The organism is Emcibacter sp. SYSU 3D8 (genome assembly GCF_039655875.1).
Lineage (GTDB): Bacteria > Pseudomonadota > Alphaproteobacteria > SMXS01 > SMXS01 > RI-34.
On record NZ_JBBYXK010000002.1, the window covers coordinates 693430 to 719729 of the forward strand.

Below are 26300 nucleotides of genomic sequence, written 5' to 3' on the forward strand. Positions count from 1 at the left end.
CATCACGCGGCTCTATCGTGTGTAACCATATGGTAACAGCGTTAGGGAGACGCGGGGATGGCGCAGGCTGATATCGTGATCAGGAACGGGTTGATCGTCGACGGATCGGGCGGCAAGCCGTTCGCGGGCGACGTCGCCATCGCGGATGGCCGGATCCTGGCCGTCGGCAGCTTCGCCGGCGAGGCGAAGCAGACCATCGACGCGGCCGGCAAGGTGATCGCGCCGGGCTTCATCGACATTCACACCCATTACGACCCGCAGCTGTGCTGGGACCGGCTGGCGACGCCGTCGCTGGAGCATGGCTGCACCACCGTGGTGATCGGCAATTGCTCGCTGTCGGTGGCGCCGATCCGCGACAAGGCGGCGGCGCAGAAGCTGGTCTCCATGTTCCGAGTGATCGAGGATATCGGCGACGCCACCTTCGAGGCCGGCGTGCCGTGGTCGTGGGAGAGTTTCCCCGACTATCTCGACCATATCTGCCAGGGCCTGGGCATCAATGTGGGCGCGCTGGTCGGTCATTCCGTGCTGCGGCTCTACGTCATGGGCGACGCGGCGCAGGAGCGGGCGGCCACCGACGCGGAAATCGCCGAGATGGTCCGGTTGCTGAAACAGGCCATGGAGGCCGGCGCCATCGGCCTGTCCACCTCTTATGTGGACGTGGACGAGAACATGAAGCCGGTGCCCAGCCGCTACGCCGACATGCGCGAAAAGCTGGCGCTGGCCCGCGCCATGGTGGAAACCGGCCGCGGCGTGATGCAGACCGTGCCGTTCTTCCTCGATCCGGTGAAACAGATCGAGTGCATCGACGAACTGGCGCAGATTTCCCGCGAGACGGGGATCATGTGCACCTTGGCGCCCATCGTCTACAGCCCCATGGGGACGCTGTGGCAGGATTCGCTCGACCGGCTGACCGCCGTGCGCGAGGGCGGCGCCAACGTCTATGGCCAGTCCATGCCCCGGCCCTTCGACCTGAACATGAGACTGTCGGAGAACTCGTTCCTGCTGTTGTCCATGCCCAGCTGGGCCAAGGCACTGAAAATGGGTCTGAGCGCGCGGCTGGAGTACTTCTCCGACCCGGCCACCCAGGAAATCCTGGTCAAGGAGATGAGCGCGGGCCAGATCATGGCCGCGTTCGGCAATCTGCGGGTGGGCCGCGTCAGCCACCCCGACAACAAGCGGTTCGAGAACCGTCCGCTGGCCGAGGTGGCCAGCGAACTGGGCGTTTCCCTGCCGCGCGCCATGATCGACATCGCCCTGCGCGACGATCTCGACGCCGAGTTCCAGCTGGTCGGCGCCATCCACGGCGACGAGAATTTCGTGGCGAAGATCCTCGACCATCCGGCCTGCCTGGTCGGCGCGTCGGACGCCGGCGCCCACATCGCCCAGTTCTGCGGCGCGGGCGACACCTGCTACATGCTGTCGCGCCATGTCCGCGATCGGGGCGACATGAGTCTGGAGCGCGCCGTCCACCGAATGACCAAGGAAGTGGCCGACGCCTGGGGCATCGGCGACCGGGGCCTGCTGAAGCCGGGCATGGCGGCCGACGTGGTGGTGTTCGATCCCGCTACCATCGACCGGGGCGAGGAGATCTTCGTGCACGATGTGCCGGGCAACGCCAACCGCTATATCCGCCACCCCACCGGGATCGACGCGGTGATCGTCAACGGCGCGTTGACGGTGCGGGACGGCGGCTACACCGCCGCGCGGGCCGGGCTGATCGTCTGAGGGATCAGTCGGCGCCGTCGAGGGCGCGGCGTACGGCTTCCAGCAGGCGCTGGCGCGTATACGGCTTCTGCAGGAAATTCCAGCCCTCGCGCAGCGACAATTCGCGTCCGGCGACGTCGCCGCTGTAACCGCTGGTGTAGATCACCTTGAGCCTGGGGTCCCTTGACTGGAGCCTGGACGCCAGTTCGCGGCCGTTGATGCCCTCGGGCATCACCAGATCGGTGAACAGAAGGGAAAACGGGCGCTCGCGCCGCTCCCAGACCTCCAGCGCCTCCACGCCGCTCGCCGCTTCGTGAACTGCATAGCCCTGCCGCTCGAGCAGCGCCCGCGTGATGACACGCACGCTGATCTCGTCCTCGACCAGCAGGATGTTTTCCGTACCGGCAGCCGTCGGCGCCGGCGCCGGCGCCGCGCTCTCGCCCGGCACCGTGTCCGACGCGGCGAACGGCAGGTAGACATGGAATGTGGTGCCCTTGCCGACCTGGCTTTCAACCGTCACCCATCCGCCGTGCTGGCGGACGATGCCAAACACCGTGGCAAGGCCAAGACCGGTGCCTTTCCCGGCTTCCTTGGTCGTGAAGAACGGATCGAAGATGCGGGTCAGGTTGTCGGGCGCGATACCGATGCCGGTGTCGGCGACGCTGAGGCGGACGTGGCGGCCGGCCACCGCGCCTTCGATGCCGGCGGCATCCTCGGCTGTCACATCGCTGATCCTTGTGGCCACCGTGATCCGGCCGCCCGACGGCATCGCGTCGCGGGCATTGACCACCAGATTGAGCAGCACCTGGTCCAGCATGCCCGCATCGGCCCGTACCGCCAGCGGCGCATCATGGAGTTTCAGGTGCAACCGGACGTCGTCGCCCAGCAACCGGTTCAGCATCCTGCCCAGACTGGTCACCGCGCGGTTGATATCGAGCGACCGCGACTGCAGCACTTGGCGGCGGCTGAAGGCGAGCAACTGGCGAGTAAGGTTGGCGGCCCGTTCCGCCGCGCCGCGGATGTCGTCCAGATAGCCGGAGGCTTCAGCGGGCAGTTCCTCCGCCATGCAGGCCATTTCGGCCTGCATCATGATGGCCGCCAGGATGTTGTTGAAATCGTGCGCGACGCCGCCGGCGAGCCGGCCGATGGCCTCCATCTTCTGGGCCTGGCGAAATTCCTCTTCCAGCTGGCGGCGCTCGGTGATGTCCTCGGCCATCCCGACCATCTGGATGATTTCGCCGGAAGACGTGCGCACCGGAAACGCCCGGTCGTGAATCCACCGCTGGGTGCCGTCCGGACGGCGGATCCGATAGGTCTCGTCGTAGGTCGCGCCGCTGTGCTGTTCGGCCGCCGCGGCGTCGACCCGCTCACGATCATCCTCGTGGACCGCGTCGAGCCACAGGGCCGGCGATTGGTAGAGGTCCTCGCACGGGCGCCCCCAGATACGTTCGAAAGCCGGGCTGACGTAAATCATTCGGGATTTGGGCGGGTCGGTGATCCAGAACACCTCATCGATGGTTTCGGCCACCAGCCGGAATCGCTGCTCGCTTTCGCGCAGCGACGCCTCGACGGCCTTGCGCTCGGCAATGTCCGTCTCGAGCGTCCGATTGGTCTGTTCAAGCTGAAGGCTCTTTTCCTCGAGCTTGCGGATCAGGGTCTTGCTGTAGAGCTTGAGGATGGAATCCTCGTCGGCCTTCGGCTCTTTCGGGCGCGGCGTGCCGGACCGGGCCGGGCCGGATTCGACTTGGCGCAGCGTCGCGATGAAATCCTCCGGCTCGGCGGGTTTCATGATGAACGCGTCCGCGCCCAGATCCATGGCCAGCGTCTCGTCGTCGGCCTCCGTGTAGGTGGCGGTGTAGACGATGAACGGCACGGCGCTCAGGCGCGGATCCGCCTTCCAGTGGCGCAGCAGCGTATAGCCGTCCATCACCGGCATCAGCAGGTCGGACACGACGATGTCAGGGAGGGACTGCCGCGCCAGGACCAGCGCCTCGGCACCGTGCCGGGCGGCAACGACGTCGTATCCCACACCCTCGAGCAGGGCCTTCAGGTAGTAGAGGTTGTCCTCCTTATCGTCGACGACGAGGATCGTGGTCATGGAATCCTCGTGCCGGCCCGGCCCGGCGGTGCGACCTGTTCGATTTCGGCGACGAAGGTCTCCGGGTTGATCGGCTTTTCGATATAACCGTCGCACCCAGCCTCCAGCGACTTCTCGCGGTCACCGACCATCGCATAGGAGGTGACGGCGATGATGGGCGTGGCGTCCAAAGCCGGCATCTGGCGCAAGACGCGGGCGACCTGGTGTCCGTCCATGCCGGGCAGCTGGATATCGAGCAGGATCAGGTCCGGCACCGTTTCCGCGGCCAGAGCAATGCCTTTCAGTCCGTTCTCGGCCATGGACACCGCATAGCCATTCCGCACCAGCAGGAAACTGGTCAGATAGCGATTCTGCTCATTGTCCTCGATCAGCAGGACAGTTCGGCTCACGGCGCTTTCCTTTCCAGCGGGAGAACGACAGAGAACACGCTGCCGCGGCCGGGCTCGCTGTCGACCGCGATGTCGCCGCCCAGCAATGCCGCCAGACGGCGACAGATCGCCAGACCGAGGCCGGTGCCTTCGTGCTGGCGCGCCAGGCCGGTATCGATCTGCCGGAACGGCTGGAACAACGTCGCCAGGTCGGCGGCCGCGATGCCGATGCCGCTGTCCCGCACCCGGATGGTCAGGACCGGTCCGGCGGCGCCTCCCTCGGCAAGGTCGGCCACAAGGGTCACGCCTCCGGTTTCGGTAAACTTGACCGCATTGTTCAGCAGGTTGAGCATTATCTGCTCGACCCGGCGCCGGTCGCTGGTCATGGCACCCAGCCGCGGCGAAATGCTGGCGGTCAGGGACAGCCCCTTCTTCTCGGCGAACGGGCGGATCGTATCGACCACGTTCTCAAGCACCGCCGGCAGGTCGAACCTTTCCGTGCGCACTTCAAGCTGGCCGGCCTCGATCTTGGAAATGTCCAGCACGTCGTTGATCAGCGCCAGCAGGTGACGCGCGCTGCTCCGGACCATGCCCAGCTGCTTGGCCTGCTCGTCGTTGAGCGGCCCCGCCAGTCCCTGGGCGAGGATGCCGGTAAAGCCGATGATGGAATTGAGCGGCGTGCGCAATTCGTGCGACATGGTGGCGAGAAACGCGGACTTGATCCTGTCCGCCGACTCCGCCCTGACCAGCGCGACCTCCAGTTCGCCGGTGCGCTCGGCCACCTTCTGCTCGAGCGTCTCGTTAAGATCGCGCAGCGCCTGCTCGGCACTCTTTCGCTCCGAAATGTCGATTCCCACGCCCACCAGGCAATCCCGTCCATTGTAGGTCACGTGCCGCCCGGTGAAGTAATAGGGCGTTCTGCGGCCATCCTTGGAGAGGAACGCCGCCTCGACGAAGGAATCGCCTTCGCTGAATACCTCGGAAATGCGCTCGCCCACGCGCGCCGAATCGTCGGTATCGAAAAAATCCAGCGGATGCATCAGCGCGATTTCGTCGTGCCCATAGCCCGAGACGGTCTCGAAATTGCGGTTCCAGCGCACGAACCGGCCGCTGCTGTCATAGAAGTAAAGAATTCCCGGCATGCTCTCGATCAGGATTTCCGTGAACCGGCGTTCGTTCTCGGCAAGGGCCGCGGCACGTTCGCGCTGGGTCTCGGCGTGCATGGCATCGAGCGCCAACGAAATGTCACCGGCTGCCTCCCGCAGCAGCTCGCTTTCCTTGTCGTGGAAAAAATCCTTCTGTTCCGCATAGACGCACAGCGCCGCGCACACTTCGCCCTGGCTCGAGATGGGAAAGGTAGCCGCCGACTGAAATCCGCTTTTCGCCAGCGCCGGCCACCACGGCCTGGTGGCGGGATCCGCCAGCAAATCGTTGCTGACGAACGGTTCGGTAAAGCGGAACCGATAGCCGTCACTCTCGCCGGTGTGCGGTCCGTCGTCGCCGAACACCTGGATCGAATCGAGCAGACCGGTATCGTCGCCGCACTGGGCGACAGGTGTGAAACTGCCGGTCTCGTCGTTCCGCCAGCCAATCCACGCCATGCGGAATCCGCCCAGTTCCACCAGCGCACTGCAGATCCGGCCGCACAGCTCGCCGCTGCTTCCGGTCGCGACGATGGCCTGGTTGACCTCCGTCAGGGCCGCATGGAGGCGGGACACCCGCTCGAGTTCCCGCTCATGGGCTATCTGGGCCGTGATGTCGCGGGCGATGATCGAGGCGCCGATCATCTGCCCATCGGGGCTTTTCACCGGTGACGCCGTGATCGACACGTCGATGGTCCTGCCATCCCGGGTGAGCCGCGTGGTTGTGAAATTGTCGATGCGCTCGCCCCGGCGGATGCGGCGCAGGACGGCGACCTCCTCGTCGCGATGGCTGGGCGGGATCAATGCCAGTACCGAGCTGCCGACGATCTCGTGCGCCTTGTAGCCGAACAGCCGCTCGGCGCCCTCGTTCCAGTCGGTGACGATGCTGTTCATATCCTTGGCCAGGATGGCGTCGTTCGAGGATTCGACAATCGCCGCCAGACGCGACCCCGCCATGTCGCCAAAATGCCGGTGGAGCTCGAGCTGGGCCATGACCTGGCGTCCCAGCGCCAGCAACGCGGCACGCTGCCCATCATCGATCTGGCGTGGCACGCGGTCGGCGACGCACAGGGTGCCCAGCGCATGGCCGTCACCGGTGATCAACGGCGCACCGGCATAAAAGCGGATGCCTGCATCAGGCCCCGCCGGCGGGCTGGCAAACCTGACGTCCTGGGCAATGTCCGGCACCACGAACACGTCGCGGCCGAGAATCGCATATGCGCAAAGGGCGGTGTCGCGCGGCGCGCTGGCATAGGGGACGCCGACACTGGACTTGAGCCATTGACGCGTCGCGTCGACCAGCGACACCATGGCCATGGGCGCGGCGCAAATCCGGGCGGCCAGCGCCGTCAGATCGTCGAACGCCTGTTCCGGCGGGGTATCAAGCACCCCGTAGCGGCGCAGCGCTTCCAGCCGGGCGGATTCATCAGGTGGATGTGGCGCCGCCATCATAGCGTGCCCGTCCCCGGATCATTTACGCTGGCTGGCGCCATCCCCATCGTGCGGCCTCGTACAATCCCGCTCATCATTACGTCTTACAGGCCTGCTGCCTATCTAAAGATTCGGCCGGCGCGGCCCCCCGCGAATACCCTGTCAGAAAAAATTCACTGGAATTGGTGCGCGGGTTTCAGAACCATTACCGCCACGGATGGCTGCCGCACGGGCGGCACGCCACTATTGTGCCATGAGGTCACCATGCCCAAAGACGGTGTATACGACGTCCTGTTCCTGTGCACGCGGAACGCCGCGCGCAGCATTATCGCCGAGGCTGTCCTGAACAAACTGGGGCAGGGCAAATTCAAGGGATACAGCGCCGGCACCAAGCCCAAAGGGTCGATCGACCCGTATGCGCTCAACCTGCTGCGCCAGATGCATTACCCGGTCGAGGAGCTGCGCTCCAAGTCCATCGAGGAATTCAATGCGCCCGGCGCCCAGGCCTTCGACTTCATCATTACCCTGAGTGACAGCGCGGCAGGCGAGATCACGCCTCAATGGCCCGGCAAGCCGGTGACCGCGCACTGGACGTTTCCGGATCCGTCGCGCTTCGACACTGGCGACCATGGCGAGGCCGAAATCGCCGCCGAGTTCGCCGAGACCTACAAGGACATCCACGCCCTGTTGTCCACCTTCGTCAGCCTGCCCCACCAATCGCTGGACCGGCTCAGCCTGGAAGACAAGGTGGACGAGATGTCGGCCGCGCACGCCGCCCGGAAGGCCTGAGGCGGCCTTATCAGGTGCCGTCCTTCGGGCGCCGGTGGACCAGACTGTCACCTAGAAAGTGGAACACGGCTTCGCCGGCGTCGTTGCGCAATTCATGGCGAATGGTGACGCGGCCGATATCGGCGCGCTTCTTCCACGGCCGCTTTTCCAGAATCTCGGCCCAGGCGCGGACGCGGTCGCCAGGCTTCAGCGGCTTGCGCCAGCGGACCTTGTCCCAGCCGATGCCGCAAACCCAGTGCACATCGCCGAATACCTGGTGATCGAGCAGCCGCCAGATTGCCGTGGTGTAGATGCCGCTGGCGGTAATCCCCTGGAATACCGGATGGTCGGCGGCAAGCGCCTCGTCATTGTGGAAATATTGCGGATCGTACCGCGAGGCGAAGGCGATCATTTCTCGCCGCTCCAGCGTGAAGGGCTCGGACTCAACCGTCTCGCCCACCGCCAGATCCTCGAAATACCGCCATTCGGCCATGGCCTTCGCCTTTCCATGCAGCTAGCCTGTTGCCAACCTATTTAGACTGTTTGTCGACGATGCCACAATGACCGCGCCCACGGGGAGGGGCGCCCGATGAATTACCTGGCCTTCATCCTGTCAAACCCGCGCTTTCTGGCCTACGGGTTCATGATGCTGTTCTTCTCCGGCTTCGGGCAGACCTACTATTTCGGTCCCTATACGGATTCGGTGCGGCAATCGTTCGACCTGAGCCACGGCGACATCGGCCTGCTGTTCTCGCTGGCCACCGGCATGGCCGGGCTGCTGATGATGTGGGCCGGGCGCAAGATCGACGATGTGGACCTGCGCACCTTCACCCTGCTGATCTGCGTCACCCTGATCGCCGGCTGCTTCACCATGTCGACCGCCAATTCGATCCCCACCCTGATGCTGGCGTTCTTCCTGCTGCGCATCTCGGGGCAAGGGCTGATGATGCATGCCTCGTTCACCTCCATGGCGCGCTATTTCGACAAGGAGCGCGGCAAGGCGATCTCGGTCGCCTCGTTCGGCATGGCGCTGGCCCAGGCGACCTTTCCGGTGATGGCCAAGACGCTCAACAGCAATTTTGGCTGGCGCGACGCCTGGTATTACAACGCCCTGTTTCTCACGGTCACGCTGATCCCGATGATGCTGTGGCTGCTGGTCGGCCACAAGGAGCGGCACGAGGCGTTCCTGCGCGACAACGAGGAGGGCCAGCACGCCGCCAGCCAGAAAAACGGCTGGGCGCGGCGCGTGCTGCTGCGCGATGTGCGCTTCTTCCTGATGTTTCCCTCGGCCATGACCATGCCGTTCATCCTGACCGGGTTCATCTTCCACCAGCAGCATGTGGCCCGGCTGCAGGACTGGCCGATGGGTCTCCAGCCCAAGGCGTTCATCGCCTTTGCCGCCGTTGCCTTCCTGTGTTCGATCGTAGCGGGACCGCTGGTCGACAGGCTGGGCGCCCGCAAGATGATCGCCTGGAACACGCTGCCCTTCATGGCGGGCATGATCGCGCTTGCCGTCACCAGCCACCCGATCGCCGCCTGGCTCTATCTTGGCCTGTCGGGCGTCACCCTGGGCTTCGGCATCCCGGTCGGCGCCGCGTTCTGGACCGAGATGTACGGCCCGCGCCATGTGGGCACGGCCCGCGCCATCATGAGCAGCTTCGGCATGCTGGCCACGGCCCTGTCGCCGTATGTGATGGGCCTTGCCTTCGACCACGGCGCGTCGGTCAGCCTGCTGGCCTCGCTGTGCGCGGCCTATCTGGGATCGAGCGCCATACTGGTCTGGCTCGTGGTCTATAAATATTGGGATCGGCCCCAACTACAGGAGCAGGCGCCATGATCAGGTTCGAGTTCTTCTTCGATTGCTCCAGCCCGTGGACCTATCTGGGCTTCCTCAACATCCAGCCGATCGCCGCCGAGTTCAGGGTCGACATCGACTGGAAGCCCATCCTTGTCGGCGGCATCTTCAACTCGGTGAATGACAGCGTCTACCGCAACCGGGAGAACCCCGTGCCGGCCAAGGCGGCCTATTCGCGCAAGGACCTGTATGACTGGGCGCGGCTGGCCGGCATCGAGATCAACTGGCCGTCGATCTTCCCGATCAACAGCGTGAAGGCCATGCGCGGCTGCCTCGTCGCCGCCGAGGAGGGCAGGCTCGTACCCTTCGCGTCTCGGGTGTTTCACGCCTATTGGGGCGAGAACCTCGACATCAGCGACGATTCGGTGCTGGCCGGAATCGTGGCGGAGACCGGCCTGGACCGGACCCGATTCTTCGACGGTATCGCGCGGCAGGACATCAAGGACCGGCTCAAGGCCAACACCCAGGACGTGATCGACCGCGGCGGCTTCGGCTCGCCCACCATGTTCGTGGGCGGCACCGACATGTATTTCGGCAACGACCGGCTGCCGCTGGTGCGCGCGGCGTTCGAACGGCTCAGCCGCTAGCCAGCGCCTCGCCCTCGATCCGGCGCATGGCCTCGAGGAAGGAGGGCATCACCGGCACGGGCCGGCGGGTGACCATGTCGGCACAGACCATCACGGTCTCGCCCGACGCCAGCAGATCGTCGGCGCCCGCGGCGTGGATCTCGAACAGGTTGGTGATGCTGGTGCGTCCCACTCGGGCGGCGCGCACGCATACATCGATCTCCTGATCGAAGACCAGCGGCTGGCGGTATTCGACCAGCGATCTGACCAGATGGAAGTCGAGGCCCGAGCGCGCCACCTCGTCCTTATAGTCGTAGCCGGTGGCGCGCATATACTCGGTATGCGCGACGTCGAAATAGGTCAGGTAGTGGGCGTTGAACACGACGCCCTGCGCGTCGACCTCCGCATAGCGGGTGCGAATCCGGTGGTGGAACCTGAAATCGGTGCGTGCCATCCGGACACTTTTAACGAAGTGCGGCGTTCCTGCAATGCAGGGTGTGGCAGTTATGAGTTTGCCACACACTCGCATCTGCTAGAATTCGGCAATGTATCGGAATACATCTCTGACTTGCCATTCGGGAGTGCCAGGTTGTTCGAGCGTCGGATTGGTGTAGCCGTTGAAAAACAGCGCCGCGCGTTCCTGGAAAAAGGAGCGCCGAAACTTGCCGAGCGGCTTGAGCAATTGCGCGCGCTGGATGATCTGATCCAGCAGAATCACCGGCGGATGGCCGAAGTGCTCATGGAGGATTTCGGCCACAGAAGCCGCCACGAAACCCTGCTTGCCGAGGCGCTGGGTTCCCTGATGGTGCTGCGGCACACCCGCAAGCACCTGGCCCGCTGGATGAAGCAGCGCCCCGTACCGATCAACCGGCTGCAGCACCCGCTGGCGAAAGCCTATGTGCAGTACCAGCCGCTCGGCGTGATCGGAATCATGGCCACCTGGAACTATCCCTACAAGCTGTGCCTCGTGCCGCTGGGGCAGGCTCTTGCCGCCGGCAACCGGGTGATGCTGAAGCCGTCGGAGATGACCCCGGGCGCCTCGGCACTGATGAAGGAACTGCTGGCCGCGACGTTCGACGAGGATTGCGTGAGCGTGGTTACCGGCGGTCCGGAGGTCGCGGCCGCATTCTCGCGCCAGAAGTTCGACCACCTGATGTTCACCGGATCGGCGGCCACCGGCAGGTTGGTGATGCGGGCTGCCGCCGAGAACCTGGTGCCCGTCACGCTGGAACTGGGCGGCAAATCTCCCGTGATTATCGGCGAGGGCTACGACATGGCCAAGGCGGCGGGCGCCATCGCCTTCGGCAAGCTGATCAATGCCGGCCAGACCTGCATCGCCCCGGACTACGGCTTCGTGCCGGAGCAGCGCGTGGATGCCTTCGCCCATGCATTCGCCCGTCAGGCCGCCACCATGTACCCGACGCTGGCCGCCAACGAGGACTACAGCGCCATCGCCAGCGAGCATCACTATGACCGCCTCTGCCACCTGATCGCCGACGCGCGGGACAAGGGCGCGGAAGTAATCGAGATCAACCCGATGGGCGAGGCGCTGGACAACCGGCGCAAAATCGCCCCGACCCTGATCCTGCAGGCAAACGACGACATGGCGGTGATGCGCGAGGAGGTGTTCGGCCCGGTGCTGCCGATCAGGTCCTACCGTTCCATCGGCGACGTGATCGACTACATCAATGCCCGGGAGCGGCCACTGGCGCTGTATCACTTCACCAACGACAACGATGAGAAGCAAACCGTGCTGGACCGCACCCTGTCGGGCGGCGTCACCATCAACGACACCATGCTGCATGTGGCGATCGAGGACCTGCCATTTGGCGGCGTGGGGGCCAGCGGCATGGGCGCCTACCACGGCGAGGCCGGGTTCCGCACCTTCAGTCATGCGCGTTCGGTGATGGAACAGGGACGCATCGCCTTCAACAAGGCCGCCTGGCCTCCGTTCGGCCCGCGCATCGAGCGAATCGCCCGGTTTCTGATCGGCAGCTGATTCATTGCGTCTCAAGCGGATGACAGGCTTGGGAAAACAGGTATTATCGGCGGCTCAACCGCCGGAATCGGAGTACTTCATGCTGCGGAAGACCGCTCTCATGGCCACCGCCTTCGCGCTGGTCGCGGCCCAGACCATGCCGTCCTTCGCCCAGGAGTGGCGGCACCTCTACGCGCAGCAGGAAAACGCCCTGGCTGGCGTGCTGGGCCAGGACGAGGTGGCCGGGATGGCCTATCTGAGAATTCCGTTCGGCGGCCCGGCCCACCTGCGCAAGTCCGATGTGAAGTACGGCTTCAATCTGGCCGCCCGCATGCCCGACAGCGTCTCGACCAATTATGTCGACACAAGGCGCAACCTGATGGCGATGGCCGATCTGAAGTTCACGCCCGACGGGTTCGAGGATCTCATGGTCAACGGTCTGAGCATGCGCGAGACCGAGCAGCGCCTCGCTTATCGCAACGAAGGCGAACCTTCGGCGTGGTGGACCTATGGTCTCATGGCGCTGGCGCTGGGCATCGGCGCCGTGGTCGTCGTCAGCGCCTCGAACGACGGCTTCACCGAAGAAAACGCCCCGCAATGACGATTCGTGCATGCGGCGTTTTCTGCGTGTTGACAATGCAGGATGCCGCTCATATGGTCCGCGCCTCGAATTCAGCCGCAACGCGGTCCGGAGCAGTACAATGAAAGTCAAGAACTCACTCAAGTCGCTGAAGTTGCGTCACCGCGACTGCCGCGTCATCCGCCGCAAGGGCCGCGTCTACGTCATCAACAAGACGCAGCGCCGCTATAAGGCACGCCAGGGCTGAATCCAGCCGCAGGCGAAGAATTTAGGGGCCGCGTCCACAAGACGCGGCCCTTTTTCTTTGGGGCGTGGTTCAGTCGTCCTCCAGCACCCGGGCGATCCGCAGCACGTTCGTGCGGCCCGGCGTCCCGAACGGCTCGCCCGCAGTGACAACGATATAGTCGCCGGTGCGGGCAAAGCCCTGCTGTTTGGCGACCCGGCGGGCCTTGCCGACCATTTCGCTGAAATTGCTGGCGTCCTCGCCGATGACGCTGTGCAATCCCCAGCCCAGCGTCAGCCGTCTCGCCGTATCCTGCCGGGGCGTCAGCGCCACGATCGGCACGGCAGGGCGCTCGCGCGCCGCGCGCAACGCGGTAGAGCCGGACGTGGTGTAGGTGACGATGGCCGCCGCGTTGATGGTCTGCACCACCTGACGCGCGGCGGTGGTGATGGCGTCGGCGCTGGTCGCCTCGGGAATCGGCCGCACCGAATCGATATAGGTGCGGTAGTGCGGGTCCTGCTCGACCTTGGTGCCAACCCGGTTCATCACCTCGACCGCGGCGATGGGGTACTCGCCCGCTGCCGATTCCGCCGACAGCATGACCGCGTCGGCGCCCTCGAACACCGCGTTGGCCACGTCCGACACCTCGGCGCGCGTCGGCACCGGGGACTTCACCATCGATTCGAGCATCTGTGTGGCGACCACCACCAGCTTGCCGCGCCGGCGGGCGGCATCGATGATCGTCTTCTGCGCCCCGGGGACATCCTCGACCGGCATCTCCACGCCCAGATCGCCCCGCGCCACCATGATCGCGTCGACGATTTCGGTGATGGCGTCGATCTCCTTCAACGCCTGGGGCTTTTCGATCTTGGCCAGCAGTCCGGCGCGGCCGGCGACCAGATCGCGGGCGGCGGCCACATCCGCGGCGGTCTGCACGAAGGACTGGGCGATCCAGTCGACGCCCAGGCCCAGCACGAACTCCAGGTCGCGCTTGTCCTTTTCGGTCAGCGGCGGCAGCGGCAGGACAGCCTCGGGCAGGTTGACGCCCTTGCGATCGGACAACGCACCACCGACTTCGACCAAGGTCACCGCCGTGTCCACGCCGGATTCGAGGACCTTCAGCCGGATCTTGCCGTCGTCCAGCAACAGCCGCTGGCCGGGCTCGAGGGCGGCGAATATCTCCGGATGGGGAAGCTGGGCGCGCTGCTTGCCGCCAGGCGACGGGTCCCGGTCCAGCAGGAACCTGTCGCCTTCGCGCAGCATCACCGGTCCCGCGGCCAGGCCGCCGATGCGGAATTTGGGGCCTTGCAGGTCGGCAAGCACGCCGATCGGCTGCCCGGCGGCCGCTTCGACCTCGCGGACGGCCTGGTAGAGCGCCGCGATCTGGCCATGGTCGCCGTGGCTCATGTTGAGGCGGAACACGTCCGCGCCGGCCCGATAGAGCGCGTCGATCATCTCCGGTGTGCTGCTGGCGGGGCCAAGTGTGGCGATGATTCGGATGCTGCGTGACCGGCGCATTGCGGCAGTTCCTCTCTGGGCGAACGTCGGCTTCCGAAGTACCATACCGCCAGCTTCAGGACCACGCGCGAAAAGCCCGATCCAACCATCGCGCGGCGCGGCGCAAACCGTTAATATACCGAGAAAATTCCCGTTGAGGCCTCTTGAAACTAGCCTTTTTCATTGCCGCGCACCGAAATCCGCAGCAGGTCGAGGATCTGGCGCATCTGCTGTCCGATCCGCGCGATTCGGTGGTGCTGCACATCGACCGGAAGGCCGACGCCGCTGTCCACGACACGGCGCGGCGGCTGCGCGACCGCCTGAGCGCCCGGCTGTTGCCGTCCCGCACCATATATTGGGGCGGATGGAGCATGTCCCGCATCCTGCTCGACGCAATCAGGGATCTGTGCGCAAGCGGACTTGACTGGGACTACCTGATCAATCTGAGTGGTCAGGACATGCCGCTGCGTCCCATCGACGAACTGCGGACCTTCCTCGCCGCACGTCCGGGGGCCAATTACATCGATTGCCGTCAGATCAGCGAACTCGACAATCCGCTGCGCGGCGTGATCCAGCGGCGCGTGCGCTGGATCACCTATGAGGGGGCGGGGCGAACACGGCGGCTTCCCGTGCCGATGACGCTCCTCCACCGCGGCCGGGTTCGCTATTACGGCTCGCAATGGGTGATGCTGAGCCGGCCGTTCTGCGACTGGGTTGCCCGCACCGGCGCGCGCGACGCCGGCTGGTCCACGCTTCCCGTCACCTTCGCCTCGGACGAGCTCCTGTCACAGCAGATGATCATGGCCAGCCCGTTCCGCCATACGCTGGTCAAGGACAACAAGCGCTACTACCGCTTTGCCGGCAGGGCCCATCCCGTCGTGCTGCAGCGGGATGACCTGCCCACGGTGGACGCATCGGGCGCATTCTTCGCCCGCAAGTTCGATCCGGCGGTGGACGCCTCGATCATCCGCGAACTTGCCGCGCGCATCGCCCCCTGAGCTTGCATTCCAGATCATAGCCGCTAAGTTCCCGCTGGACCGGAACAGACAGTAACAGGGAGCGTTTCATGGCCGATGTCGGCGGTATCGCGGCGGGTCAACTGAAGTCGCTGATCGAGCGGATCGAGCGTCTGGAAGAAGAGAAGAAGGGCCTCGCCGATGATATTCGCGATGTCTATGCCGAAGCGAAGGGCAACGGTTTCGACCCCAAAGTCATGCGTCAGGTGATTCGCCTGCGCAAGATGGAACGGGGCGATCGTCAGGAGCTGGAGGCGCTGCTTGACCTCTATATGAGCGCCATCGAGGGGTAATTATGGCCGAATCCGCAATCGCCAATACTGTGCTGCCCGAATGGGACCTGTCGGATCTCTATCCCGGTCCCGAGTCGCCCCAGCTCAGGGACGCCCTGGCCGAGCTCGAGCGGCAGGCCACCGGATTCGAGGCCAGTTTCCAGGGCAAGGTCGGCGCCCTGACCGGCGACCAGCTCGGACAGGCAGTCCGGGTTTTCGAGCAGATCGAGGAACTGGCGGGCCGGATCGGCAGCTATGCGGGCCTGTATTACGTTACCCGCCTGGATAACGCCGAAACCGCGCGTTTCAGCCAGGGAATCCAGGAACGGCTGACCGACATCAGCGCACATCTGCTGTTCTTCACCCTCGAGATCAACCGCATCGAGGACGCCACGTTCGACGCGCTGATGGCCAGCCCGGTATTGAACCATTACCGTCCCTGGCTCGACGAGGTGCGGCTGTTCCGCGAGCATCAATTGTCCGACGAGGCCGAACACCTGCTGCACGACAAGTCGGTGTCGGGACGTTCCGCCTGGGCCCGCCTGTTCGACGAGACCATCGCCGGCCTGCGCTTCCAGGTGGACGGTGAAAGCCTGACCGAAGAACAGGTCCTGGGCCTGCTCTCCGACAAGGACGCCGGCCTGCGCCGCAAGGCCGCCGAGGCGCTGACCGAGGTGTTCGGCAAGAACATCCGCCTGTTCGCCCTGGTGATGAACACGCTGGTCAAGGACAAGGAAGTGGAGGACCGCTGGCGGAAATATGCGACGCCGGCCGCCTCGCGCCATCTGGCCAACCAGGTCGAACCGGAAGTCGTCGATGCGCTGGTAAGCGCCGCCCGCGACGCCTATCCCCGGCTGTCGCACCGCTATTACGCGCTCAAGGCCAGGTGGATGGGGGTCGAACGGCTCAACTTCTGGGACCGCAACGCGCCGCTGCCCGAGCACGACGATGCGCACATTCCGTGGGAGCAGGCCACATCCACGGTGATCGAGGCCTACCGCGCCTTCTCGCCCAAGCTCGCCGATGTGGCGCACCCGTTCTTCGCCAACAACTGGATCGACGCGCCGGTGAAGCCGGGCAAGCAGGGCGGCGCCTTCGCGCACCCGACCGTGCCGTCGGCGCATCCCTACCTGCTGCTGAACTACCAGGGCAAGACCCGCGACGTGACCACGCTCGCCCACGAACTGGGCCACGGCGTGCATCAGGTGCTGGCGGGGCCGCGCGGCGCGCTGATGGCCGGCACCCCGCTGACCTTGGCCGAGACAGCCAGCGTCTTCGGCGAGATGCTGACCTTCCAGGCGCTGCTCGCCCAGACCACCGATCCGGTGCGCCGCAAGGTGATGCTGGCATCGAAGGTCGAGGACATGATCAACACCGTGGTGCGCCAGACCGCGTTCCACACGTTCGAGGAAAAGGTCCATGCCGAGCGGCGGACCGGCGAGCTGACGCCGCAGCGGCTGGGCGAAATCTGGATGGGCGTGCAGGCCGACAGCCTGGGGCCGGCCATCGAGCTGACCGACGCGTACCGCGACTATTGGTGCTACATCCCGCACTTCATCCATACGCCGTTCTATGTCTACGCCTATGCCTTCGGCGATTGCCTGGTGAACTCGCTCTATGCGGTCTACCAGCAGCAGCCCGAGGGTTTCGAGGACAAGTATCTCGACATGCTGCGGGCGGGCGGCACCAAGCGGCACAAGGAGTTGCTGGCGCCGTTCGGGCTCGATGCGTCGGACCCGGCGTTCTGGCAGAAGGGATTGTCCATGATTTCTGCTATGATCGACGAACTGGAATCGCTGTAGGAGCGAGTCGTGGCGCGGGTCTCCACGAAGCGGATAGGCCGGATGGTGCGAACCTGGTGGATGCGCGTGCGCCAGTGCTATCTGCCCGTATCCGACACGGCGTCCCGTCATTCACGGGAAGACGGCAGGGCCGAATTCGAGGCCATGAACCGTCTGACGCCGATCCTGGCCGAGGCGGGCGCCGCCTATGTGGCCCTGCTCGAGCGCCAGGCCTCCGACACCGCCGCCGACAACGTGCTGATCGAGGCGGCCGCCACGGCGGGCGTCGCATCGCGGGCACTCAGGTTGATACCGGCGCCCAGATTGCGCAGCGCCCAGCGCCAGGAATACGTGGCCGGCGTATTCGCCTATGCCGAGGCGCTGATCGCTGCGACCGAACGCCAGACCGTTATTTCACGCCAGATTCGGACCGCCCGGACAAAGAAGGACCTGGCCACCGAGTTGTTGCTCGCGTCCGCCCAGGACCAGATCCTGATCGACCTGCTGGCCCGGGAAAATGTCTTCCAGCACGCTGCGGCCGATGCGATCCGCACCGCCAATCCGCAATATTTCCTGACCCGTGCACGGGCCGAACTCAACTCGGCGATGATCCGTCTGCTGGAGCGGCCCGACGCCGCTGGCCAGTCGCTGGAGCCGGCCAAGCTGGCCGCGGCCCGGCGGGCCATCGACAAGGCCGAGGGCCTGCTGCGCAAGGCTGCCGCATCGGCGCCGCGCTACTACGACTGGTTGCGCCGCCACGAGGATCCCAGCGGCCTGGCCAATACGGCGCCCATGCGCACCGCCATGGGCGCGCTGAAGAAGGGGCTGGAAGACAGCATCGCCACCGAGCGCGCCATCGCCTCCGGCGCCCGCGCGCTGGCTGACGCGGTGGATGGTGCGCCCTCGCTTGCCATGCGGCTGGGCCACGGCCCCCATCCCCACGTGACGATCGCCAGCCTCGTGGTGCGGCGGCTGGCCCCCGCGCAGACCGTGCGAAAATCCTAAAGTCACGTGCGCTGGTACTCCGTGTCGATTGTTGCGGTGCAGTGTTCGTCTGCTATAGTCCGCCCCAACGATAAGCATCGCCAAAAAACGGCATAACGGGACTTTTTCATGAAAATCGCTGTACCCAAGGAACGGCGGCCGCACGAGCGCCGTGTCGCGGTCTCGCCAGACACCGTGAAGAAACTCAAAGGCCTGGGATTTGACGTTGTCGTCGAATCCGGCGCGGGCGACGCCGCCTCGTTGCCCGACCGTGTCTTTGCCGAAGCGGGCGCGACCATCGCGCCGGACGCTGCCGGCACCTATGCCGACGCGGACGTCGTCTTGAAGATTCAGCGCCCGCTGCGCGCCGGCGAAGGCGACGTGGACGAATTCGCCATGATCAAGCCCGGCGCCTACCTGATCGCGTCGCTGATGCCCTACCAGGACATGGACGGCGTGAAGGCCTATGCCAGCGCCGGCATCAACGCCATGGCGATGGAGCTGATGCCGCGCATCACCCGCGCCCAGTCCATGGACATCCTGAGTTCCCAGAACAATCTGGCCGGTTACAAGGCCGTGGTGGAAGCCGCCAATCACTACAAGCGGGCCATGCCGATGATGATGACGGCGGCCGGCACCGTGGCGCCCGCCAAGGTGATGATCTTCGGCGCCGGCGTTGCCGGGCTGCAGGCTGTCGCCACCGCCAAGCGCCTGGGCGCCATTGTTTCGGCCACCGACGTGCGTCCCGCCACCAAGGAACAGGTGGAATCGCTGGGCGGCAAATTCCTGATGGTCGAGGACGACGAGTCCAAGGCCGCCGAGACCGCCGCCGGCTATGCCAAGGAAATGAGCGACGCCTACAAGGCCAAGCAGGCCAAGCTGATCGCCGACACCATCGCCAAGCAGGACATCGCCATCACCACGGCGCTGATCCCGGGCCGCCCCGCGCCCAAGCTGATCGACGACGCCATGGTCGCCTCCATGAAGCCGGGTTCGGTGATCTACGATCTGGCGGCCGAAACAGGCGGCAACTGCACGCTGACCGAGCCGGGCGAGGTGGTGGTGCGCAACGATGTGACCATCATCGGGCACTTCAACGTGCCGAGCCGCATCCCGGTCGATGCGTCGAACCTGTTTGCCAAGAACCTGCTGAACTTCATCACCCCCCATGTGACGGACGGCGTCCTGTCCTTCACCTGGGACGACGAGACGGTGGCCGGCATCCTGCTGACGCGCGACGGCCAGATCGTCCATCCGCAATTCACCGGAGCCTGATCATGGAACAGCTTGCCGTTAGTCCCGTCGTCTTCCAGCTGGCGATTTTCGTGCTGGCTATCTTCGTCGGCTATTATGTGGTCTGGAGCGTCACGCCCGCCCTGCATACGCCGCTGATGGCCGTTACCAACGCCATTTCGTCGGTGATCGTGGTCGGTGCGCTGATCGCGGTGGGCGTACAGCTCCCCGAATTCGCCGGCCAGATGGCCGAAATGACCTGGACCTCCAAGATCCTCGGCTTCCTCGCCCTGATCATGGCGTCGGTCAATATCTTTGGCGGCTTCCTCGTCACCCAGCGCATGCTGGCCATGTACAAGAAAAAAGAAAAGTAAGGGGCCGGAAATGTCCGCGAACCTAACCGCCATCCTCTATCTCGTCGCCGGCGTGCTGTTCATCCTGGCGCTGCGCGGCCTGTCGTCACCCGTCACCTCCCGGCGCGGCAACACCATGGGCATGATCGGCATGGCCATCGCCATTGTCACGACCCTGGCCAATGTCGCCGCCCACGGCGTCGATCCGGCGACCATCGGGCTGATCGTCGGCGGCCTCGCCATCGGCGGCGGCATCGGCGCCGTGATCGCCCGCAAGGTGGCCATGACCGCCATGCCCCAGCTGGTGGCCGCATTCCACAGCCTGGTCGGCCTCGCGGCCGTCATGGTGGCGGCCAGTGCGTTCTATTCGCCTGTCGCGTTCGGCATCGGCGAACCGGGGGCGATCCACACGGCCAGCCTGGTCGAGATGTCGCTGGGCATCGCCATCGGCGCCGTCACCTTCACCGGCTCGGTCATCGCCTTCACCAAGCTGCAGGGCCTGGTGTCGGGCGCACCCGTGGTGTTTCCCGGTCAGCATCTGCTGAACGCGCTGCTCGGCATCATCCTGCTGCTGCTGATCGTCTATTTCTGCGTCGCGCAGGAAGCCTGGGTGCTGTGGGCCATCGCCGGCCTGTCGCTGGTCATCGGCATCACCCTGATCATCCCGATCGGCGGCGCCGACATGCCGGTCGTGGTGTCCATGCTGAACTCCTATTCGGGCTGGGCGGCTGCCGGTATCGGCTTCACCCTGTCGAATACGGCGCTGATCATCACCGGCGCACTGGTGGGCAGCTCGGGCGCGATCCTGAGCTACATCATGTGCAAGGCGATGAACCGCTCGTTCTTCAGCGTCATCCTTGGCGGTTTCGGGGGAGAATCCTCGTCGGCCTCGGCAGGCGCGGTGGAAACCCGCCCGGTCAAGCGCGGCTCGGCCGAGGACGCGGCCTTCATCATGAAGAACGCCGGCTCGATCATCATCGTCCCCGGCTACGGCATGGCCGTCGCCCAGGCGCAGCACGCGCTGAAGGAAATGGCCGAGGAGCTGAAGAAGGAAGGCGTCGTCGTCAAATACGCCATCCATCCGGTCGCCGGCCGCATGCCCGGCCACATGAATGTGCTGCTGGCCGAAGCCAATGTGCCCTATGACGAGGTGTTCGAACTCGAGGACATCAACTCGTCGTTCAGCCAGACCGACGTGGCCTTCGTCATCGGCGCCAACGACGTGACCAACCCGGCGGCCAAGACCGACAAGACCAGCCCGATCTACGGCATGCCCGTGCTGGACGTGGAGAACGCGAAAACCGTGCTGTTCATCAAGCGCGGCATGGCGGCCGGTTACGCCGGCGTCGAGAACGAGCTGTTCTTCCGCGACAACACCATGATGCTGTTCGGCGACGCCAAGAAGATGGTCGAAGAGATCGTCAAGTCGCTGTAAGGCGCATTGCCCATGCTTCGGAAAGGCCGCCTCCGGGCGGCCTTTTCTTTGGCGACTGCATAGTCTGCAAATCCACGCGCCGATGGCAGCTATGGGTGGAAAGCAACCGCTAGCATTTCACTCTGAATGGGTGCTCACAATTGCTCTCAATGAACGCTGCGACCTCTCGGAGTCGCTCTGGATAAGGCTCCACGTTTCTCCAGCGACTGTGCGGAAAGAACCTGAAACCGGCTCCCCACAGCAGCTCAACCTTCTTCCATTGCTCAAGGTCGGACTTCTTCGGCGCCTTGAATGCTCGCCCCATCCAATGCAGCGCCCCGCCGCATTGGGGGCAGGTAGCCGTGCTCTGCTCTGATATCTTCCATGACTTTCGACAATCGAAGCAGGCGTGCGCGACTAAGTAATCTGGCCCACGAGGACGGACACCGGAATCGGGACCGGGGATCGCTCGATTCCCAATCGCTTTGCGGAGTTCCATACGCTCAGATTTCGAGGGCGCTTGCACCATAGGCAGCTAATTACAGCATTTTACCGATGACCGGAATGGGTCGATAGCGGACTCTGCGGAGCAACGTCATGCAAACTCAATGATCGCCTTTTCCTTTTGCGCCGGCTCGAAGCCGCGTGCTACCAAACCACCATGATGCAGCGCCCGAACACAATCCTGTGGATTATTCCCGGTCTCCGCGACCGGGACGGTGCCTGAATCTGCATCCCGACCGGCCGCGCGGGCGACGCGCCGCCGCTCCCTTGCCAACGCGATCGCTCCCGTCCCACGCTCAAGGAACGATCGCATGACCCCGCAGACAGCTTCATCGGCACAACGCTCACGCCTCGCCATCGGCTACGGCCTCGGCGCGCTGGGCTCGATCCTGTTCGCGACCAAGGGCATCGCCATCAAGCTGGCCTATGAAGAGGGCGTCGATACCGAGACGCTGCTCGCGCTGCGCATGCTGTTGTCGCTGCCTTTCTATGTGGTCGTCGGCGTGATGGCGCTGCGCGGCCGGCAGACAGGCGGCGCCGAACCGCTGGGCCGCAACCTGATCGTCAAGGCCGGGCTGGTCGGCATCCTCAGCTACTGGTTCGCCAGCTACACCGACTTCCTCGGGCTGAATTACATTTCGGCCCAGCTCGAGCGGCTGATCCTGTTCACCTATCCGTTGTTCACGGTGCTGTTCGGTGCGCTGCTGTTCCGCCAGCATGTGCGGCCCCGGGCGCTGTTCGCCTTCGTGTTTTCCTATGCGGGGCTGGCGCTGATCTTCGCCGGAGCCCCGGCCGGCACGGGTGATTCGCTGCTGATCGGCGCGAGTCTCGTCATCGCCTCGGCTATCGCCTTCGCGCTCTACCAGCTGCTGGCCAAGCCGATGATCGGCCGCATCGGGCCCAGCCTGTTCACCTGCATCGCCATGAGCGCCGCGTCCATCGTGGTGGTCGCCCAGTTCCTGCTGACCCATGAGGTCGGCGCGCTGGCGGTGTCGCCCAACGCGTTCGCCTGCTCGCTGTTCCTCGCCATCGGCGCGACGGTGATCCCGTCGTTCCTGATGAACGCCGCGCTCCACCGCATCTCGGCCCAGGCCAACGCGGTGATCGGCACGCTCAGCCCCATCGCCACCATCGTCCTCGCTGCCGCGATCCTGGGCGAGGTGATGACCGGCACCGAATGGATCGGCGCGGTGCTGATCATCGCCGGCGTCGGCTGGTTCACGCTTATGGAGCGGCGGTGAAGGCGCTATTATCACCGAGACAGATTATTTGGCCGTATGCGGGCCCAGGAATATGACGATTCACATAACAGATCCGGAGACTGATCGTCTTGCCCGCGAGTTGGCCGAACTAATGGGAACGTCAATTACTGCTGCGGTGAGAGCCGCCGTGAAAAATGAACTGAACCGCGAACGCCACAAACGCGGAATGCCCGCGATCAAATAGCCCACAACCCCCAGAAACACGAAAGCCGCCCATCGGGCGGCTTTTCGATCCGGAATCGGCGTGAGACTTACACGCCGCCGTCGCGTTCGGCGCGCTTGCGCTCGAGCTTGCGAGCCCGGCGGATGGCCGTGGCGTGCTCGCGGGCGCGGCGCTCGGAGGGCTTTTCGTAGAAACGGCGAAGCTTCATTTCCCGGTAGATACCTTCGCGCTGCATCTTCTTCTTCAGGGCGCGCAGCGCCTGATCAACGTTGTTGTCACGAACGGAAACCTGCACGTTCTCTCCTGTTGTTGATGTCACCGTACGGTAGACATATAGCTGTATCGCCAGCATGTTTCAGCCAGCAAGTTGGCGCGTGTGTAACACTTCGCCAAACGCTTGTGAAGCCCTTTGACCGCGCCGCGCCCAGCAACCATATTCAATTCATGAGCGATACTTCCGCCGACGCACTCGATTCCATCCGCCGCGACGTGCTTGCCGCCGCGCTGACCCATATACCGTTCGACGGCTGGAGCGGCATCAGCCTGGGAAAGGCGGCCAGGGACATCGGCGTGGACGCGGGCGCCGTGGGCATGGCGTTTCCCGCCGGCGCAGCCGACCTGCTGGATTTCTTCGCGCAAGACGCCGATTCCCGCATGCTCGCCCGAGTCGCCGAACAGGGCATCGGCGACATGCGCATGCGCGACCGCATCCGCACCGTGGTCAAGACCCGCATCGACGTCATCGCCGAGCACCGGGAGGCAGAGCGGCGGGCCCTCAGCTTCGCCGCGCTGCCCCAGAATGCCGCGCTGGGCCTGAAGACCCTGGCGCGCAGCGTCGACCTGATGTGGCGCGCCGCCGGCGACACCTCCACCGATTTCGCCTTCTACACCAAGCGCGCCACACTGGCGGCGGTGTACTCGGCCACCGTCATGTACTGGATCGGGGACAGTTCCGAGGGCAATGCCGACACCTGGGCGTTCCTCGACCGCCGGATCGAGAATGTCATGACCGTGGAAAAGACCAAGCTGAAGCTGCGCAAGACGCTGCAGCAAGGCCCCTCGCTGGCCGCCTTGCTGTCGCGGCTGCGCTATCCCGGCGAATCCCGGATGAAGCCCTAGATCATTCCGCCGTCAGGCGGCGTCGCCTGGACCCTGAAGCATGGGCGGCTTCAACGGCCTGCCTCAGTCGTCCAGCGGAAAGACCTGCGTCACATGGCCCATCTTGCGGCCGGGGCGGGCCTCGGCCTTGCCATAGAGATGCACGAACGTGCTGGGCTGCGCCTGCCAGTCGGCCACCTGCTCGATATCGTCGCCGATCAGATTGGTCATCACCGCACGGTGGGTCTGGGTCGTCGGCCCCAGCGGCAGGCCGCAAATGGCGCGGATATGGTTCTCGAACTGGCTGGTCCTGGCGCCTTCGATGGTCCAGTGGCCGGAATTGTGCACCCGGGGCGCGGTCTCGTTGACCAGCAATCCGCCATCCACGGTCTCGAACAGCTCCACGGTCAGCACGCCGATATAGTCGAGTCCCTCGGCAATCTTGGTGGCGATGGTCTGGGCCCGCTGTTCCATCCGTTCCGAAATCAGCGCCGGCGCGGTGGTGCGGAACAGGATGTGATCGCGGTGCTCGTTCTCGACCACCGGGTAGAACTGGATGGCGCCCGACTGGCCGCGCACGCAGACGATGGACAACTCGCGGGTGAATTCGACGAACGCCTCGATGATGCATGACTGGCCCAGCATCTGGGCGTAAGCCCGGCCCATATCGGTGCGTTCGCGAATCAGGACCTGGCCTTTGCCGTCATAGCCGCCGCGCTGGGTTTTCAGCACACAGGGAAATCCCAGCAAGGGCGCTTCGCCGACCAGGTCGTCGAGCAGCTGGACGGCGGCGAACGGCGTTGTCGGCACGCCGATGCGATTGAGGTAGGACTTTTCGTCCAGCCGGTTCTGCGATGTCTTCAGCGCCTGCAGCGAGGGATGCACCGGCTTGTCCTTGCTGGCGAACAGCACGGTCTGCTGGGGGATGTTCTCGAATTCGTAGGTCATCACGTCCACCTTGTCGGCGAACGCCTTGAGCGCCTCCTCGCGCTTGTAGGGCGCGACGATGGTCTCGTCGGCCACCTGCGAGGCCGGACTGTCTTCCTCCGGCGTGAAAATGACGGTGCGGTATCCCAGCTTCCCGGCCGCCTGCGCGAGCATACGGCCAAGCTGGCCACCCCCGAGGATGCCGATCGTGCCACCTGGTGCGATACGCATTGTGCCTACTATGCCTCGTCGATGGGTTCGACGGCGACGGATTCGGTCAGCGCGCGGTGCCAGGCATCGAGCCGCGCCGCAACCTTCTCATCCAGCAGCGCCACGACACGGGCAGCGAGCAATCCGGCGTTCTTGGCGCCGGCCGCGCCGATAGCGAGGGTGCCGACGGGAATGCCGCCCGGCATCTGGACGATGGACAGCAGACTGTCCTGGCCCTTCAGCGCCTTCGATTCCACAGGCACGCCGAATACGGGAAGGATCGTCATCGACGCGGTCATGCCGGGAAGATGCGCTGCGCCGCCTGCGCCGGCGATGATCACCTTCAGGCCACGGCCGCGCGCCGCCTTGGCGTATTCCACCATGCGGTCGGGCGTTCGATGCGCCGAGACGATGCGGGTCTCGTAGGCCACGCCAAGTTCGGCCAGGATGTCGGCGGCATGCTTCATGGTCGTCCAGTCGGACTGGCTTCCCATGATGATCCCTACCAGCGGCGTATCCGCCATTGCTTTGCCTTCCACCGGAAAAGCGCGCGATTATAGGCGGGATCGCGCCGGGAGCAAGCGCGGTTCGGATGCCCGAAGCAGTGCTCTCACACAGCTAGGCTATAATGTCGGGGGTGAGCTCATTACGCACCTTGGATATCTGGTCCTTCAGGGCCAGCTTGCGCTTCTTCAGCCGCTGGACACGAATCTGATCCACATGCGCCTGCGTCTGCAGGGCCAAGATCGAAGCGTCCAGATCGCTGTGCTCAATCTCCAACTGGGCCAGTTTGGCTTCCAGTGCCGCTCGATCGATCATCGTGCCTAAGAATCCGTAAAGTTCCCGCGCGCATGATAGCAGCGGAGTACCAAT

The 26300-nt window shown here is 64.8% G+C and carries 27 protein-coding genes; 17 read left to right on the plus strand and 10 right to left on the minus strand.

Annotation, left to right across the window (positions count from 1 at the left end):
* The first annotated feature begins 57 nt into the window (after positions 1-57).
* Positions 58-1725: an amidohydrolase family protein gene (locus WJU21_RS09215; RefSeq protein WP_346323110.1), complete on the plus strand. Its 1668-nt coding sequence runs from the start codon at positions 58-60 to the stop codon at positions 1723-1725.
* Between the two features lie 4 nt (positions 1726-1729).
* Here the strand turns inward: WJU21_RS09215 and WJU21_RS09220 are convergent, their stop codons facing one another.
* The 3 genes from WJU21_RS09220 to WJU21_RS09230 are packed head-to-tail and all read right to left on the minus strand — an operon-like array spanning position 1730 to position 6761.
* A complete protein-coding gene (locus WJU21_RS09220; RefSeq protein WP_346323111.1) occupies positions 1730-3802 on the minus strand; it encodes a response regulator in 2073 nt (690 codons plus the stop codon).
* Positions 3799-4191: a response regulator gene (locus tag WJU21_RS09225; protein WP_346323112.1), complete on the minus strand. Its 393-nt coding sequence runs from the start codon at positions 4189-4191 to the stop codon at positions 3799-3801. The genes WJU21_RS09220 and WJU21_RS09225 overlap by 4 nt, the downstream gene beginning before the upstream one ends.
* Positions 4188-6761, minus strand: a complete 2574-nt coding sequence (locus WJU21_RS09230; RefSeq protein ID WP_346323113.1) for a PAS domain S-box protein — start codon at positions 6759-6761, stop codon at positions 4188-4190. The genes WJU21_RS09225 and WJU21_RS09230 overlap by 4 nt, the downstream gene beginning before the upstream one ends.
* A 246-nt stretch (positions 6762-7007) precedes the next feature.
* Here WJU21_RS09230 and WJU21_RS09235 point away from each other — a divergent pair, with 246 nt between their 5' ends.
* Positions 7008-7532: an arsenate reductase ArsC gene (locus WJU21_RS09235; protein WP_346323114.1), complete on the plus strand. Its 525-nt coding sequence runs from the start codon at positions 7008-7010 to the stop codon at positions 7530-7532.
* A 10-nt stretch (positions 7533-7542) separates the two neighbouring features.
* Here WJU21_RS09235 and WJU21_RS09240 read toward each other — a convergent pair whose 3' ends face one another.
* Positions 7543-8004 carry a MaoC/PaaZ C-terminal domain-containing protein gene (locus tag WJU21_RS09240; RefSeq protein ID WP_346323115.1) on the minus strand — a complete coding sequence of 154 codons (462 nt, stop codon included), beginning with the start codon at positions 8002-8004 and terminating at the stop codon, positions 7543-7545.
* Between the two features lie 96 nt (positions 8005-8100).
* Between WJU21_RS09240 and WJU21_RS09245 the strand changes: the two genes are divergently transcribed.
* Both WJU21_RS09245 and WJU21_RS09250 read left to right on the plus strand, forming a co-directional pair.
* Complete coding sequence (locus tag WJU21_RS09245; protein ID WP_346323116.1) at positions 8101-9348, plus strand: MFS transporter; 1248 nt, start codon at positions 8101-8103, stop codon at positions 9346-9348.
* The gene (locus WJU21_RS09250) at positions 9345-9953 is read left to right on the plus strand and encodes a 2-hydroxychromene-2-carboxylate isomerase (protein ID WP_346323117.1); all 609 of its coding nucleotides are present in this window, start codon (positions 9345-9347) and stop codon (positions 9951-9953) included. The genes WJU21_RS09245 and WJU21_RS09250 overlap by 4 nt, the downstream gene beginning before the upstream one ends.
* Here WJU21_RS09250 and WJU21_RS09255 read toward each other — a convergent pair.
* Entirely contained in the window at positions 9943-10386 is a 444-nt protein-coding gene (locus WJU21_RS09255) for a thioesterase family protein (protein ID WP_346323118.1), read from the minus strand. The genes WJU21_RS09250 and WJU21_RS09255 overlap by 11 nt on opposite strands.
* A 135-nt stretch (positions 10387-10521) precedes the next feature.
* Here WJU21_RS09255 and WJU21_RS09260 point away from each other — a divergent pair, with 135 nt between their 5' ends.
* From WJU21_RS09260 to ykgO, 3 genes are all read left to right on the plus strand, one after another.
* Positions 10522-11931 carry a coniferyl aldehyde dehydrogenase gene (locus WJU21_RS09260; RefSeq protein WP_346323119.1) on the plus strand — a complete coding sequence of 470 codons (1410 nt, stop codon included), beginning with the start codon at positions 10522-10524 and terminating at the stop codon, positions 11929-11931.
* Positions 11932-12010: 79 nt separating this feature from the next.
* A complete protein-coding gene (locus WJU21_RS09265; protein WP_346323120.1) occupies positions 12011-12511 on the plus strand; it encodes a hypothetical protein in 501 nt (166 codons plus the stop codon).
* Positions 12512-12611: 100 nt separating this feature from the next.
* Positions 12612-12737, plus strand: a complete 126-nt coding sequence (gene ykgO, locus WJU21_RS09270) for a type B 50S ribosomal protein L36 (RefSeq protein ID WP_346323121.1) — start codon at positions 12612-12614, stop codon at positions 12735-12737.
* Between the two features lie 69 nt (positions 12738-12806).
* Here ykgO and pyk read toward each other — a convergent pair whose 3' ends face one another.
* Entirely contained in the window at positions 12807-14231 is a 1425-nt protein-coding gene (gene pyk, locus WJU21_RS09275) for a pyruvate kinase (protein ID WP_346323122.1), read from the minus strand.
* 143 nt (positions 14232-14374) lie between these two features.
* Here pyk and WJU21_RS09280 point away from each other — a divergent pair, with 143 nt between their 5' ends.
* From WJU21_RS09280 to WJU21_RS09320, 9 genes are all read left to right on the plus strand, one after another.
* Complete coding sequence (locus WJU21_RS09280) at positions 14375-15208, plus strand: beta-1,6-N-acetylglucosaminyltransferase (RefSeq protein ID WP_346323123.1); 834 nt, start codon at positions 14375-14377, stop codon at positions 15206-15208.
* A 68-nt stretch (positions 15209-15276) separates the two neighbouring features.
* Positions 15277-15519 carry a DUF2312 domain-containing protein gene (locus WJU21_RS09285; RefSeq protein ID WP_346323124.1) on the plus strand — a complete coding sequence of 81 codons (243 nt, stop codon included), beginning with the start codon at positions 15277-15279 and terminating at the stop codon, positions 15517-15519.
* Positions 15520-15521: 2 nt separating this feature from the next.
* A complete protein-coding gene (locus tag WJU21_RS09290) occupies positions 15522-17300 on the plus strand; it encodes a M3 family oligoendopeptidase (RefSeq protein WP_346323125.1) in 1779 nt (592 codons plus the stop codon).
* Positions 17301-17342: 42 nt separating this feature from the next.
* Positions 17343-18284, plus strand: coding sequence for a hypothetical protein (locus WJU21_RS09295; protein ID WP_346323126.1), 942 nt, complete (start codon positions 17343-17345; stop codon positions 18282-18284).
* Positions 18285-18392: 108 nt separating this feature from the next.
* Positions 18393-19538, plus strand: coding sequence for a Re/Si-specific NAD(P)(+) transhydrogenase subunit alpha (locus tag WJU21_RS09300; protein WP_346323127.1), 1146 nt, complete (start codon positions 18393-18395; stop codon positions 19536-19538).
* A 2-nt stretch (positions 19539-19540) separates the two neighbouring features.
* Entirely contained in the window at positions 19541-19870 is a 330-nt protein-coding gene (locus WJU21_RS09305) for a proton-translocating transhydrogenase family protein (protein ID WP_346323128.1), read from the plus strand.
* A gap of 10 nt (positions 19871-19880) precedes the next feature.
* Positions 19881-21284 (plus strand): NAD(P)(+) transhydrogenase (Re/Si-specific) subunit beta, encoded by a 1404-nt coding sequence (locus tag WJU21_RS09310; RefSeq protein WP_346323129.1) that lies wholly within the window; start codon positions 19881-19883, stop codon positions 21282-21284.
* A 794-nt stretch (positions 21285-22078) separates the two neighbouring features.
* Complete coding sequence (locus WJU21_RS09315) at positions 22079-23008, plus strand: DMT family transporter (RefSeq protein WP_346323130.1); 930 nt, start codon at positions 22079-22081, stop codon at positions 23006-23008.
* A gap of 52 nt (positions 23009-23060) precedes the next feature.
* Positions 23061-23213 (plus strand): type II toxin-antitoxin system VapB family antitoxin, encoded by a 153-nt coding sequence (locus WJU21_RS09320; RefSeq protein WP_346323131.1) that lies wholly within the window; start codon positions 23061-23063, stop codon positions 23211-23213.
* A 67-nt stretch (positions 23214-23280) separates the two neighbouring features.
* On the opposite strand, the gene rpsU is transcribed toward WJU21_RS09320, so the two are convergent.
* A complete protein-coding gene (rpsU, locus tag WJU21_RS09325; RefSeq protein ID WP_346323488.1) occupies positions 23281-23487 on the minus strand; it encodes a 30S ribosomal protein S21 in 207 nt (68 codons plus the stop codon).
* A 149-nt stretch (positions 23488-23636) separates the two neighbouring features.
* On the opposite strand from rpsU, the gene WJU21_RS09330 reads away from it, so the two are divergent.
* Positions 23637-24311: a COQ9 family protein gene (locus WJU21_RS09330; RefSeq protein WP_346323132.1), complete on the plus strand. Its 675-nt coding sequence runs from the start codon at positions 23637-23639 to the stop codon at positions 24309-24311.
* A 63-nt stretch (positions 24312-24374) separates the two neighbouring features.
* Here WJU21_RS09330 and WJU21_RS09335 read toward each other — a convergent pair whose 3' ends face one another.
* From WJU21_RS09335 to WJU21_RS09345, 3 genes are all read right to left on the minus strand, one after another.
* Positions 24375-25448, minus strand: a complete 1074-nt coding sequence (locus tag WJU21_RS09335; RefSeq protein WP_346323133.1) for a 5-(carboxyamino)imidazole ribonucleotide synthase — start codon at positions 25446-25448, stop codon at positions 24375-24377.
* 8 nt (positions 25449-25456) lie between these two features.
* Positions 25457-25951, minus strand: a complete 495-nt coding sequence (gene purE / locus WJU21_RS09340) for a 5-(carboxyamino)imidazole ribonucleotide mutase (protein WP_346323134.1) — start codon at positions 25949-25951, stop codon at positions 25457-25459.
* Positions 25952-26045: 94 nt separating this feature from the next.
* Entirely contained in the window at positions 26046-26246 is a 201-nt protein-coding gene (locus WJU21_RS09345) for a DUF465 domain-containing protein (protein ID WP_346323135.1), read from the minus strand.
* Positions 26247-26300 lie beyond the last annotated feature (54 nt).